This is a genomic window from Pseudomonas sp. CHM02 (assembly GCF_000612585.1).
In the GTDB taxonomy this organism is placed as follows: domain Bacteria; phylum Pseudomonadota; class Gammaproteobacteria; order Pseudomonadales; family Pseudomonadaceae; genus Aquipseudomonas.
The window spans coordinates 126,391-139,003 of sequence record NZ_JFCA01000014.1; the positions used below are offsets into that span (position 1 = coordinate 126,391).

A 12,613-nucleotide genomic window follows, 5' to 3' on the forward strand; every position below is an offset into this window, starting at 1 on the left:
GGTAGTGGGTTATGCAAGTTAAGCGTTTTTTCGCCGCCGATATGCGTCAGGCCATGAAACTGGTTCGTGATGAGTTGGGCGCCGACGCCGCGATTATCGGTAACCGTCGTATTGCCGGCGGTGTCGAGCTGACGGCTGCCCTGGATTACACACCCTCGGCGCTGGCGCCGCGCGTGCCGAACATGGAGCTCGAAGACGAGCTGCGCAAGACGGCGTCGCGGATTGTCTCGGCCCAGGCTGAACTGAGCATGCGTGGCGACAGCGATGCCACCACCAATCGCCAGTTGTTCGCCGGCTTGCCGCTGACCGCTGCCGAGCCGCTGGTCGAGCCTACGTTCAAGGAGCCGCCGCGTCCTGCTGCACCTGCGCCGGCTCCTGCCGTCGATCAGCGTGTGTTCGACTCGATGCGCTTTGAACTCAACGGCCTGCGCGAACTGCTGGAAGTACAGCTTGGCTCGCTGGCCTGGACCCAACTGCAAGGCAGCAAGCCGCAACAGGCCAACCTGTGGCGTCGCCTGCAACGCATCGGCCTGTCCGGCCCGTTGTCCCGCGATTTGCTGGCCTTGACCACTGAAATCGAAGAGCCTCGCCAGGCGTGGCGCATGTTGCTGGCCCACCTGGCGCGGATGATCGTCACCCCGGAAATCGAACCCCTGGAAGAGGGCGGTGTGATCGCCATGGTCGGCCCCGCCGGCATGGGCAAGACCACCACGCTGGCCAAGCTGGCCGCCCGGTACGTGCTCAAGTACGGCGCGCAGAATATCGCGCTGGTGAGCATGGACAGCTACCGTATTGGTGCCCAGGAACAACTCAAGACCCTGGGCCGGATCCTCAATGTGTCGGTGACCCATGTCGACCCGGGCCAATCCCTGGCCAACGCCCTCGACCCACTGCTGCGCAAGCGTGTGGTGCTGATCGATACCGCCGGCCTGCAAGCCAGCGATCCGGCGTTGCGCATGCAACTGGAAAGCCTGGCCGGGCGTGGCATCAAGTCGAAAAATTACCTGGTGCTTGCAACCACCAGCCAGAAACAGGTTCTTACCGCTGCGTACCATAGTTACAAGCGTTGCGGCCTGGCCGGTTGCATCCTCACCAAGCTCGATGAAACCGCGAGCCTGGGCGAGGTGCTGAGCCTGGCCATCAGTCATGAATTGCCGGTCGCCTACCTGACCGATGGCCCGCGGATCCCGGATGATCTGCATCTGCCGCGTCGTCATCAGTTGGTCAGCCGTGCAGTCAGCGTGCAAATGCAAGAAGAGCCTAGCGAGGAAGCGATGGCCGATATGTTCGCCGACCTCTACCACAGCCCCGCGAAACGGGTAGGTTGAGGGCAGGATGAACACCGTGAAATGTATCTACATCGATGGTCTGCAAGCGATTCACGCGGCCAAGCCATGTAGCCTGCGTCTAAGCAAGACAAGGTAAAGAAATAAAATGGGCAGCATGCATCCCGTACAGGTGATCGCGGTGACCGGCGGCAAAGGTGGCGTCGGGAAAACTAACGTGTCAGTGAATTTGTCCCTGGCCCTGGCAGAGCTTGGCCGTCGCGTCATGCTGCTGGATGCTGACCTGGGGCTGGCGAACGTCGACGTTCTGCTGGGGCTGACGCCCAAACACACCCTTGCCGATGTGATCGAGGGCCGCTGTGAGTTGCGCGATGTGCTGCTGCAGGGGCCTGGGGGCATCCGCATCGTGCCGGCGGCTTCCGGCACCCAGAGCATGGTGCACCTGAGCCCGGCGCAGCATGCCGGCCTGATCCAGGCCTTCAGTGATATCGGCGACAACCTCGACGTGCTGGTGATCGACACCGCTGCCGGGATCGGCGAGTCCGTGGTCAGCTTCGTGCGCGCCGCGCAGGAAGTGTTGCTGGTGGTCTGCGATGAACCCACCTCGATCACCGACGCCTACGCCCTGATCAAGCTGCTTAACCGTGACTACGGCATGAACCGCTTCCGCGTCCTGGCCAACATGGCCCAGAGCCCGCAGGAAGGGCGCAACCTGTTCGCCAAGTTGACCAAGGTCACGGATCGCTTCCTTGATGTCGCCTTACAATACGTCGGCGCAGTTCCCTACGACGAGTGTGTGCGCAAGGCTGTGCAAAAGCAGCGTGCAGTCTACGAAGCGTTCCCTCGTTCCAAATGCGCATTGGCGTTCAAGGCTATTGCCCAGAAGGTCGATACCTGGCCGTTGCCCGCCAACCCTCGGGGGCATCTGGAGTTTTTCGTCGAGCGATTGGTGCATCAGACGAGCGCAGGACCGGTGCTATGACAGCCAGCGGCTACAACCTTTACAAGAAATCGGCACGTGACAGCCAGGGTGAATTGATCGAGCGCTACGCGCCTCTGGTCAAGCGCATCGCCTATCACTTGCTGGCACGCCTGCCCGCCAGCGTCCAGGTCGAAGACCTGATCCAGGCGGGCATGATCGGCCTGCTCGAAGTGTCGACCAAATACGACGCGAGCAAGGGGGCGAGCTTCGAGACGTATGCGGGGATCCGTATCCGTGGCGCGATGCTCGATGAAGTGCGTAAAGGTGACTGGGCGCCGCGTTCGGTGCATCGCAATACGCGCATGGTCAGTGACGCAATTCGCGCAATTGAAGCAAAAACCGGTCGCGACGCTAAAGATCACGAAGTTGCGGCCGAACTCCAATTGAGTCTCGACGATTACTACGGGATTTTGAACGATACCTTGGGCAGCCGCCTGTTCAGTTTCGACGACCTCTTGCAGGACGGCGAACACGAAGGGCTGCACGAGGACGGCGCGAGTGCTCATCTGGAGCCATCGCGTGACCTGGAAGATGAGCGTTTCCAGGGGGCGTTGGCGGATGCGATAGCCAATTTGCCGGAGCGTGAGCGACTGGTGTTGGCGCTGTACTACGACGAAGAGCTGAACCTCAAGGAAATCGGTGAGGTCCTGGGGGTCAGCGAGTCGCGGGTCAGCCAGTTGCACAGCCAGTGCGCAGCCCGCTTGCGGGGGCGTTTGGGAGAGTGGCGAGCGCGCTGACAGGCAGTGTGGGGACACTGCAGACGATACCGCGAAGGTAACCAGCCTTCGCGGGTTCGACCCGTGGTGCCCCCGGCAGTCCTTTTTGTGTAATGCCTGTTGATTGAAATGGCGCGTCCAGGTGCTGGGCGCGTTTAAGACTGCTTGGAGGTCGAATTGGACAAGAACATGAAAATCCTCATCGTTGATGACTTCTCAACGATGCGGCGGATCATAAAAAACCTGTTGCGTGACCTTGGGTTCACTAACACGGTCGAGGCGGATGACGGCATTACAGCCATTCCGATCCTCAACAGCGGGAGCATCGACTTTCTGGTAACAGACTGGAACATGCCGGGCATGACCGGTATCGACCTGCTGCGCCACGTGCGCGCTGACGAAAAACTGCGCAGCCTGCCTGTGCTGATGGTGACCGCCGAAGCCAAGCGTGAGCAGATCATCGAAGCCGCCCAAGCCGGGGTCAACGGTTACGTGGTCAAGCCATTCACTGCAGTGGCCTTGAAAGAGAAGATCGAAAAAATCTTCGAACGCATCCACGGCTAATGCCATCGCGGGGGAGCTATGGAGCATAAAGAAACGTCACAGGGAGACTTTGAGTCGACCCTGAAAAAGCATGCTCACCAGTTGGTCGACAGCCTGGAAAAAGGCCAGTTCGGCGACGCGGTGCAGTTAATCCATGAGCTCAACCAGACCCGTGACCGCGGCCTGTATCAGGAAGTGGGCAAGCTCACGCGCGAGCTGCACAGTGCGATCGTCAATTTCCAGATTGACCCGCACATGCCCCAGGCCGAAGAAATTTCGCAAATCACCGATGCCACCGAACGCCTGTCCTACGTGGTCAGGCTGACTGAGGCTGCGGCCAACCGCACCATGGACCTGGTGGAAAACGCCACGCCCCTGGTCAACGGCATGGCCACCGAAGCCCAGGCCCTCAGCGTTGACTGGGGCCGCTTCATGCGCCGTGAAGTAGGGGCTGAAGAGTTTCGTGAACTGGCCCGTCGGGTCGAAGGGTTCTTGTCGCGCAGCGAGCAGGAAAACCGCACGGTTTCCAGCAACCTCAACGACATTCTGCTCGCCCAGGATTACCAGGACCTCACCGGTCAGGTGATCAAGCGTGTGACCCAGTTGGTCACCGAAGTGGAAAGCAACTTGCTCAAATTGGTGCTTATGGCAGGCCAGGTTGACCGTTTTGCCGGCATTGAACATGACCGCGAAGCGATCCTCTCGGAAAAAGATCCACAAAAACATCTCGCCAAGGGTGAAGGTCCGCAGATTCATGCCGATAAACGTGAAGACGTTGTGTCAGGTCAGGATGACGTAGATGACCTGTTATCCAGTTTAGGCTTCTAAGGAGCACCCACATGAGCTTCGGCGCCGATGAAGAAATCCTTCAGGATTTCCTTGTAGAGGCCGGCGAAATTTTAGAGCAACTGTCCGAACAACTGGTCGAGCTGGAAAGCCGCCCGGATGATGCGAACCTGCTCAATGCAATTTTTCGCGGTTTTCACACTGTAAAAGGGGGCGCCGGCTTCCTCCAGCTCCATGAGCTGGTGGAGTGCTGCCACATCGCCGAGAACGTGTTCGACATCCTGCGCAAGGGTGAGCGGCACGTCGACTCGGAGTTGATGGACGTGATTCTCGAAGCACTGGATGCGGTCAACGGCATGTTCAGCGAAGTCCGCGAACGTGCCCCGATCACCGCCGCCACACCTGAGCTGTTGGCCGCCCTGGCGCGTTACGCAGAGCCTGCCGACTTGTCGGCGGCGCCGGTGGCTGACGCTGCGCCGGAACCGGTGGCAGAGCCCGAAGCGGATGTGACGGACAGCGAGTTCGAACAACTGCTCAACTCCCTCAGTGCGGTGAAAGCCGAGGCTGAAGCACCGGCTGCGCCCGTCGCCGCACCGACCAGCGAAGACATTACCGACGCTGAGTTCGAATCCCTGCTCGACCAGTTGCATGGCAAGGGCCAGTTCGCGGCCGACGCCGTGGCACCGGCCGCGGCGCCTGAGGCACCTGCCGCCAGCGGCAGCGCCAGCACCGATATTACCGACGATGAATTCGAAGCGTTGCTCGACCAACTGCATGGCAAGGGCACCTTCGCGGCCGATGCCTTGCCGGCGGTCGCAGCCACGGCTGCAGCGCCTGCCGCCAGTGCAGCACCTGCCGGCGATGGCCTGATCTCCGATCACGAGTTCGAATCCCTGCTGGACGAGTTGCACGGCAAGGGCAAGTTCAGTGAAGTGGCCCCGGCCGCAGCGGTCGCGACTGCTGCGCCGGCAGCCGCCAAGGCCGCAGCGCCAGCACCGGTGGCCAAGCCTGCACCGGCCCCAGCCGCAGCACCTGCTGCAGCCGCGGCTCCGGCACGTGCCGCCGCAGCGCCGGTAGCCGAGAAGCCCGCCAGTGAAGCGGAAACCACCGTACGGGTCGATACCGCGCGCCTGGACGACATCATGAACATGGTCGGCGAGTTGGTACTGGTGCGTAACCGCCTGGTGCGCCTGGGCCTGAGCAGCGGCGATGAAGCCATGCAAAAAGCCGTGTCGAACCTCGACGTGGTCACGGCCGACCTGCAAACCGCGGTGATGAAAACGCGGATGCAGCCGATCAAGAAAGTCTTCGGTCGCTTCCCGCGGCTGGTTCGCGACCTGGCGCGTCAACTGAAGAAAGAGATCAACCTGGAATTGGTGGGTGAAGAGACCGACCTCGACAAAAACCTTGTCGAGGCCCTGGCCGACCCGCTGGTCCACTTGGTGCGCAACGCCGTCGACCACGGCGTGGAAACCCCGGAAGAACGCGAAGCCTCGGGCAAGTCGCGCAACGGCAAGGTGATCCTGGCCGCCGAGCAAGAGGGCGACCACATCCTGCTGTCGATCACCGATGACGGCAAGGGCATGGACCCGACCATTCTGCGCAATATCGCCGTCAAGCGTGGCGTGATGGACAAGGACGCCGCCGACCGCCTGACCGACACCGAGTGCTACAACCTGATCTTCGCCCCGGGTTTCTCGACCAAGACCGAGATTTCCGACGTGTCCGGCCGTGGCGTCGGCATGGACGTGGTGAAGACCAAGATCAGCCAGCTCAACGGCTCGATCAATATCTACTCGACCAAGGGCCAGGGCTCGAAGATCGTCATCAAGGTGCCGTTGACCCTGGCGATCATGCCGACCCTGATGGTGATGCTGGGCAACCAGGCGTTCGCTTTCCCGCTGGTCAACGTCAACGAGATCTTCCACCTCGACCTGTCGCGCACCAACGTGGTGGACGGCCAGGAAGTGGTGATCGTGCGCGACAAGGCGTTGCCACTGTTCTACCTCAAGCGCTGGCTGGTGGCATCTGCCAAGCATGAAGAGCAGCGCGAAGGCCATGTGGTGATTCTCTCCGTGGGCACCCAGCGTATCGGCTTTGTGGTCGATCAACTGGTTGGCCAGGAAGAAGTGGTCATCAAGCCTTTGGGCAAAATGCTGCAGGGAACCCCGGGCATGTCGGGTGCGACCATCACCGGTGACGGTCGGATCGCACTGATTCTCGATGTTCCGAGCATGCTCAAGCGTTACGCCGCTCGGCGTATTTGATTCTGGTGGGGCAGGGCGGTATTGCCCGCCCCGCCTAACGGAGTGTTTATGGCAGTCAAGGTCCTGGTGGTGGACGATTCGGGTTTCTTCCGCCGCCGCGTCTCGGAAATTCTTTCCGCCGATCCAACGATCCAGGTGGTCGGCACGGCCACCAACGGCAAAGAGGCGATTGATCAAGCCATTGCGTTGAAACCGGACGTGATCACCATGGACTACGAGATGCCGATGATGGATGGCATCACGGCAGTTCGACACATCATGCAACGCTGCCCGACCCCGGTGTTGATGTTCTCCTCGCTGACCCACGAAGGCGCCCGGGTGACCCTGGATGCGCTGGACGCCGGCGCGGTGGACTTCCTGCCGAAGAATTTCGAAGACATCTCGCGCAACCCCGAGAAGGTCAAGCAGATGCTGTGCGAGAAGGTGCACAGCATTTCGCGCAGTAACCGTCGCAGCCTGTTCAGCACGCCAGCGCCAGCGCCGACACCTGCTCCCGCAGCCGCACCGAGCACTTCGTTCGGGCGTCCAGCGCCTGCACCGGTCGCGCGTCCCGTGGCCCCTGCGCCTGTGCGTGCCGCTGCACCCGCTGCTGCTCATTCGCCGGCGCCCAAGCGCAAGGCCTACAAGCTGGTCGCCATCGGTACGTCCACCGGCGGCCCGGTCGCCCTGCAACGCGTATTGACCCAACTGCCGGCCAACTTCCCGGCGCCGATCGTGTTGATCCAGCACATGCCCGCCGCGTTCACCAAGGCGTTCGCCGAGCGCCTGGACAAGCTGTGCCGCATCAGCGTCAAGGAAGCCGAGGATGGCGACATCCTGCGTCCTGGCCTGGCACTGCTGGCGCCGGGAGGCAAGCAAATGATGGTGGATGGCCGTGGCGCGATCAAAATCCTGCCGGGCGATGAGCGCCTGAACTACAAGCCGTGCGTGGATATCACCTTCGGTTCGGCAGCCAAGTCCTACGGTGACAAAGTTCTGGCGGTGGTCCTCACCGGCATGGGCGCCGACGGCCGTGAAGGTGCGCGCCTGCTCAAGCAGGGCGGCAGCGCCATCTGGGCCCAGGACGAAGCCAGCTGCGTGATCTATGGCATGCCCATGGCCATCGTCAAGGCAGACCTGGCCGATGCCGTCTATAGCCTGGACGACATTGGCAAGCATCTGGTGGAGGCCTGCCTCTGATGGATGTCTTGAGCCTGATCGGTATCATCATGGCGTTTGTCGCGATCATTGGCGGCAACTACCTCGAAGGCGGTCACCTCGGCGCGCTGGCCAACGGCCCGGCGGCGCTGATCGTGATCGGCGGCACGGTGGGGGCGGCCTTGCTGCAGTCGCCCTTGAGCTCGTTCAAGCGTGCCATGCAGATCCTGGTGTGGATCATTTTCCCGCCCCGCGTGGACCTGCCCGGCGGCATCGACCGTGTGGTCAACTGGAGCCTCACCGCCCGCAAGGAAGGCCTGCTGGGCCTGGAAGGCGTGGCCGATGCCGAGCCCGACAGCTACGCGCGCAAAGGCCTGCAATTGCTGGTGGACGGCGCCGAGCCGGAAGCGATCCGCAGCATCCTCGAGGTGGATTTCTACACCCAGGAAAGCCGCGACATCAATGCCGCCAAAGTCTTTGAGAGCATGGGCGGCTATGCGCCGACCATCGGCATCATCGGTGCGGTGATGGGCCTGATCCACGTGATGGGCAACCTCGCCGACCCTTCCCAGTTGGGCAGCGGGATTGCCGTGGCGTTCGTCGCCACCATCTACGGTGTGGCCAGTGCCAACCTGGTGCTGTTGCCGGTGGCGAGCAAGCTCAAGTCGATCGCCCTGCGCCAGTCGCGTTATCGCGAAATGTTGCTCGAAGGCATCCTGTCGATTGCCGAGGGCGAGAACCCGCGCTCCATCGAATTGAAGCTCCAGGGCTTCATGGATTGATGAACATGCACCCTGTAGGAGCCGGCTTGCCGGCGAAAATCGCCAACGATAACGCGGGTTGCCTGATGCCCCGCGGCGCTCTCCGGTTTTTCGCCGGCAAGCCGGCTCCTACAGGAGATTTGTGTTGCAGGGGGTACTGCCTGTGAGCCGTCGCCGTCGCGAGCCTGAAGAACACGTCAACCACGAACGGTGGCTGGTGTCCTATGCGGATTTCATCACCTTGCTGTTCGCATTTTTCGTGGTGATGTACTCCATCTCGTCGATCAACGAAGGCAAGTACAAAGTCATTTCCCAGGCGCTGATCGGCGTGTTCAACGACGCTGACCGTGCGCTCAAGCCGATCCCCATCGGTGAAGAACGCCCCAAGACCGTGACCCCGGCCAAGCCGCTGGTCAACGACAGCGATGAAACCGCTGCCGGCGTGGGCGGCACCAGCGACCCGCTGAAAAGCATCGCCGACGACATCAGTGCCGCGTTTGGCGATTTGATCAGCTCCAACCAGATGACCGTGCGTGGCAACGAGTTGTGGGTCGAGATCGAACTCAATTCCAGCCTGTTGTTCGCCAGTGCCGATGCGATGCCGAGTGACCAGGCGTTCACCATCATCGACAAGGTGGCGGCGATCCTCAAACCGTTTGAAAACCCGATCCACGTTGAAGGCTTTACCGACAATTTCCCGATCGCTACCGCGCAGTACCCGACCAACTGGGAGCTGTCGTCGGCACGTGCCGCGAGCATCGTGCGCATGCTCGCGATGCAGGGCGTTAACCCGGGCCGCCTGGCGTCCGTGGGCTATGGCGAGTTCCAGCCGGTGGCCAATAACGCCACGGCGGAGGGCCGCGCGCGCAACCGCCGGGTGGTGCTGGTGGTGTCGCGCAACCTGGATGTGCGCCGCAGCCTGACCGGTACCGGCACCGCCAATGCAACACCGGATGCGGCCTTGAAGCGGGCTGGCACACAAACTGCACCGCCCCTTGTAAAACCGCCGGTTCGTCAGAGCGCCGTCAATTCTCCGTCGCCGGCTCAATAACCCTATGCAATGTCTCGGTCGCGCCTGTGCCTGCCGGGAGGAACCAACCGAATGAGAGTCTGGGCAGTTGCCAATCAAAAAGGTGGAGTCGGCAAGACCACCACCTCCATCGCCTTAGCCGGCTTGCTGGCGGAGGCGGGCAAGCGTGTGGTCGTGGTGGACCTGGACCCTCACGGCTCCATGACCAGCTATTTCGGCTACGACCCGGATGCGCTGGAACACAGCAACTACGACCTGTTCCTGCACAAGGGCAGCGTGCCGGCCGATTTGCCTGGGCAACTGTTGCTGCCGACCAGTAACGACAGCATTTCCCTGTTGCCGTCCAGCACCGCCCTGGCCACCCTTGAGCGCCAGTCGCCAGGGCAGAGCGGTCTGGGCCTGGTGATCGCCAAGACCCTGGCGCAGTTGTGGCAGGACTTCGACTACGCAATCATCGACAGCCCGCCGTTGCTGGGCGTGTTGATGGTCAACGCCTTGGCGGCCAGCCAACAGCTGGTGATTCCGGTGCAGACCGAACACCTGGCGGTCAAAGGCCTGGAACGTATGGTCAGCACCTTGGCGATGATCAACCGCTCGCGCAAACAGGCGCTGCCGTTCAGCATCGTGCCGACCCTGTTCGACCGCCGTACCCAGGCTTCCATGGGCACCCTGCGCGTGTTGCGCGATGCCTACCCGGACACTATCTGGAATGGCTACATCCCGGTGGACACGCGCTTGCGTGACGCCAGCCGCGCCGGCCTGGCGCCGTCGCAGTTCGACTCGAAAAGCCGCGGCGTACTGGCCTACCGCGCGTTGCTCAAGCACCTGCTGTCGCAGCAGCTTGTGGCGCAGGTGGCGTGATGAACCGTCCCGTAGAACTCAAGACCCGGCCGCAACTGGCACTGGAATCCTACCTGGATGCCCTGCTGCAGGATGCGACCGCAGAAGAACTGCCGGAACCGATCCTGGTGCTGGAACCTGCTGTAGAGCCGCAAAGCATGCTGGACGAATTCCAGCTGGCCGTACTGGAAGAACAGGCCCGCGACGCGCAGGTTGCGCCGGTCGTCGTGCCGATTGCGCCGGTGGTGGTTGCGCCCGCAGTGGTCGAGCCGGTGGTGGAAGTGCACCTGCCACCGAGCATCACGCCGCCGCCGGTCACTGGCGATGGCCGCCCGAGCTGGGCTGCCGAGCCGTTCGAGTGCCTGCTGTTCGACGTTGCCGGGTTGACCCTGGCGGTGCCGCTGGTGTGCCTGGGCTCGATCTACTCCCTGGAAGGCCAGGAGTTGACGCCACTGTTCGGGCAACCGGAGTGGTTCCTCGGCATCCTGCCCAGCCAGGCCGGCAACCTCAAAGTGCTCGATACCGCGCGTTGGGTGATGCCCGATCGCTATCGCGACGACTTCCGCCAGGGTTTGCAATACGTGATCTCGGTGCAGGGCTACGAATGGGGGCTGGCGGTGCATCAGGTCAGCCGCTCGCTGCGCCTGGACCCGAACGAAATCAAATGGCGCAGCCACCGGGGCCAGCGGCCTTGGCTGGCGGGCACCGTGATCGAACACATGTGCGCGTTGCTTGATGTCGCCGAACTGGCCGAATTGATCGCCAGTGGTGCGGTCAAGGCGATGCCGGTCACCAAACGCAGTTGATTGAACAATAAGGGCCGTATGCGAATGCGGTCAGCGAAGCACACACGCCGCGTAAACGGCATTTGAAGGGGTCAGGGGTATGAATAAGTCAGCGTCCGCACAAGGTTTGGATGATCCGATCCTGCAATGGGTTACCTTCAAACTGGACAACGAGTCCTATGGCATTAACGTGATGCGCGTGCAGGAAGTGCTGCGCTACACCGAAATCGCCCCGGTACCGGGTGCGCCAAGCTACGTGCTGGGCATCATCAACCTGCGCGGCAACGTGGTAACGGTGATCGACACCCGCCAGCGTTTCGGCCTGGTACCGACTGAAGTCAACGACAACACCCGTATCGTTATCATCGAAGCCGACAAGCAAGTGGTTGGGATCATGGTCGACAGCGTGGCGGAAGTGGTCTACCTGCGCCAATCGGAAGTGGAAACCGCGCCGAACGTGGGTAACGAAGAATCCGCCAAGTTCATCCAGGGCGTGTGCAACAAGAACGGCGAACTGCTGATTCTGGTTGAGCTGGACAAGATGATGAGTGAAGAAGAATGGTCGGAACTGGAGAGCATCTGATTGTTCCTTGAGGCCGCGGTGATTGTCCTGGCCCTGTTGTGGGCCGGGACCCTGGCATTTCTGCTGCGCTATGTGCGCCAGCAGCGCGAATGGTTGCTGCAGCAGGCAGAGCGTGATGCCGTGCGTGACCGGCGCATCCTTGAGTTGGTCAAGCGCGTTGATCATTACCAGCAGAGTGCGGTGAAGGTGGGGGATGAGGTGCATGAACTGCGCGCGATTCTTGCGCCGTTGCCCGACAAGCTTGCGCAGATTGAGCAGCGGGATCCGTCGAGCCTTTCGTTTGCGCAGGCGGCGAAGTTGGTGGGGATGGGGGCTACGGTGGATGAGCTGACGCAGTCGTGTGGGTTGACGCAGGCTGAGGCGCAGTTGATGAGTAAGCTTCACAAGAGTTGATTGGGTTTTGAGTGCATATCCGTTGCTGCGGTGACGGCCACTTAGGGTTCCGCTCTTACAGCGGCTCACTTTTGGAAAGGCCCAAAAGTAAGCAAAAGGCCTTCGCCCCAACACTCGGCACCTCGCCTAGGCTCGGTGTGCCCTCACTCCGGCTTTGGAGCGTGGGCCGCCGCGATGGGCCATCCTTGGCCCAGCGCGGCTAACCCGGCGTCCTGCCGGGTTACCCACGGATCCAAGCCTGCGTTCGGCCAGCGTGTTTGACGGGGCGCCTCAGATCAAGATCAAGAGCGACTCGCTTCGCATCGTGGATACGCGGACTTGTAGGAGCCGGCTTGCCGGCGAAAAACGTGAGAGCGCCGCGTTCATCCAGACACCCCACGTCATCGTTAACGACCATCGCCGGCAAGACGGTTCCTACAATGAACCACGTTTGCCTTTGCCTTTGCTTCACACCACTCAAGCCGGCTGTCAGGCCGCTGTGCTTTTGCTTTTGATTTTGATCTT

At 61.7% G+C, this 12,613-nt stretch carries 13 protein-coding genes; all 13 read left to right on the plus strand.

Annotated elements, in window-relative coordinates; genetic code table 11:
- Positions 1–11 precede the first annotated feature (11 nt).
- The 13 genes from flhF (at position 12) to BM70_RS0110045 (ending at position 12,109) form a co-directional block, all read left to right on the plus strand.
- Positions 12–1,328, plus strand: coding sequence for a flagellar biosynthesis protein FlhF (gene flhF, locus BM70_RS0109985; RefSeq protein WP_025855884.1), 1,317 nt, complete (start codon positions 12–14; stop codon positions 1,326–1,328).
- A 106-nt stretch (positions 1,329–1,434) separates the two neighbouring features.
- Positions 1,435–2,268 carry a flagellar synthesis regulator FleN gene (gene fleN, locus BM70_RS0109990; protein ID WP_003192912.1) on the plus strand — a complete coding sequence of 278 codons (834 nt, stop codon included), beginning with the start codon at positions 1,435–1,437 and terminating at the stop codon, positions 2,266–2,268.
- Complete coding sequence (gene fliA / locus BM70_RS0109995) at positions 2,265–3,005, plus strand: RNA polymerase sigma factor FliA (RefSeq protein ID WP_017735226.1); 741 nt, start codon at positions 2,265–2,267, stop codon at positions 3,003–3,005. The genes fleN and fliA overlap by 4 nt, the downstream gene beginning before the upstream one ends.
- Positions 3,006–3,173: 168 nt before the next feature.
- Positions 3,174–3,548: a chemotaxis response regulator CheY gene (locus BM70_RS0110000; RefSeq protein WP_177326544.1), complete on the plus strand. Its 375-nt coding sequence runs from the start codon at positions 3,174–3,176 to the stop codon at positions 3,546–3,548.
- An 18-nt stretch (positions 3,549–3,566) separates the two neighbouring features.
- A complete protein-coding gene (locus tag BM70_RS0110005; protein ID WP_025855886.1) occupies positions 3,567–4,355 on the plus strand; it encodes a protein phosphatase CheZ in 789 nt (262 codons plus the stop codon).
- 11 nt (positions 4,356–4,366) lie between these two features.
- Complete coding sequence (locus tag BM70_RS0110010) at positions 4,367–6,580, plus strand: chemotaxis protein CheA (RefSeq protein WP_025855887.1); 2,214 nt, start codon at positions 4,367–4,369, stop codon at positions 6,578–6,580.
- Between the two features lie 48 nt (positions 6,581–6,628).
- On the plus strand, positions 6,629–7,759 hold the full coding sequence (locus BM70_RS0110015; RefSeq protein ID WP_025855888.1) for a chemotaxis response regulator protein-glutamate methylesterase: 1,131 nt from the start codon (positions 6,629–6,631) through the stop codon (positions 7,757–7,759).
- Positions 7,759–8,499 carry a flagellar motor protein gene (locus BM70_RS0110020; RefSeq protein ID WP_025855889.1) on the plus strand — a complete coding sequence of 247 codons (741 nt, stop codon included), beginning with the start codon at positions 7,759–7,761 and terminating at the stop codon, positions 8,497–8,499. The genes BM70_RS0110015 and BM70_RS0110020 overlap by 1 nt, the downstream gene beginning before the upstream one ends.
- A gap of 142 nt (positions 8,500–8,641) precedes the next feature.
- Positions 8,642–9,529: a flagellar motor protein MotD gene (motD, locus tag BM70_RS0110025; RefSeq protein ID WP_025855890.1), complete on the plus strand. Its 888-nt coding sequence runs from the start codon at positions 8,642–8,644 to the stop codon at positions 9,527–9,529.
- Positions 9,530–9,580: 51 nt separating this feature from the next.
- Complete coding sequence (locus BM70_RS0110030; RefSeq protein WP_025855891.1) at positions 9,581–10,369, plus strand: ParA family protein; 789 nt, start codon at positions 9,581–9,583, stop codon at positions 10,367–10,369.
- Complete coding sequence (locus BM70_RS0110035; protein WP_025855892.1) at positions 10,369–11,154, plus strand: CheW domain-containing protein; 786 nt, start codon at positions 10,369–10,371, stop codon at positions 11,152–11,154. The genes BM70_RS0110030 and BM70_RS0110035 overlap by 1 nt, the downstream gene beginning before the upstream one ends.
- Positions 11,155–11,233: 79 nt before the next feature.
- Positions 11,234–11,716, plus strand: coding sequence for a chemotaxis protein CheW (locus tag BM70_RS0110040; RefSeq protein ID WP_010564003.1), 483 nt, complete (start codon positions 11,234–11,236; stop codon positions 11,714–11,716).
- Positions 11,717–12,109 (plus strand): DUF2802 domain-containing protein, encoded by a 393-nt coding sequence (locus BM70_RS0110045; protein WP_025855893.1) that lies wholly within the window; start codon positions 11,717–11,719, stop codon positions 12,107–12,109.
- Positions 12,110–12,613 lie beyond the last annotated feature (504 nt).

Bases quoted from the DNA above. Each gene is read 5' to 3' on its own strand.
- flhF (WP_025855884.1), top strand. From the start codon at position 12: ATGCAAGTTAAGCGTTTTTTCGCCGCCGATATGCGTCAGGCCATGAAA.
- fleN (WP_003192912.1), top strand. From the start codon at position 1,435: ATGGGCAGCATGCATCCCGTACAGGTGATCGCGGTGACCGGCGGCAAA.
- fliA (WP_017735226.1), top strand. From the start codon at position 2,265: ATGACAGCCAGCGGCTACAACCTTTACAAGAAATCGGCACGTGACAGC.
- BM70_RS0110000 (WP_177326544.1), top strand. From the start codon at position 3,174: ATGAAAATCCTCATCGTTGATGACTTCTCAACGATGCGGCGGATCATA.
- BM70_RS0110005 (WP_025855886.1), top strand. From the start codon at position 3,567: ATGGAGCATAAAGAAACGTCACAGGGAGACTTTGAGTCGACCCTGAAA.
- BM70_RS0110010 (WP_025855887.1), top strand. From the start codon at position 4,367: ATGAGCTTCGGCGCCGATGAAGAAATCCTTCAGGATTTCCTTGTAGAG.
- BM70_RS0110015 (WP_025855888.1), top strand. From the start codon at position 6,629: ATGGCAGTCAAGGTCCTGGTGGTGGACGATTCGGGTTTCTTCCGCCGC.
- BM70_RS0110020 (WP_025855889.1), top strand. From the start codon at position 7,759: ATGGATGTCTTGAGCCTGATCGGTATCATCATGGCGTTTGTCGCGATC.
- BM70_RS0110030 (WP_025855891.1), top strand. From the start codon at position 9,581: ATGAGAGTCTGGGCAGTTGCCAATCAAAAAGGTGGAGTCGGCAAGACC.
- BM70_RS0110035 (WP_025855892.1), top strand. From the start codon at position 10,369: ATGAACCGTCCCGTAGAACTCAAGACCCGGCCGCAACTGGCACTGGAA.
- BM70_RS0110040 (WP_010564003.1), top strand. From the start codon at position 11,234: ATGAATAAGTCAGCGTCCGCACAAGGTTTGGATGATCCGATCCTGCAA.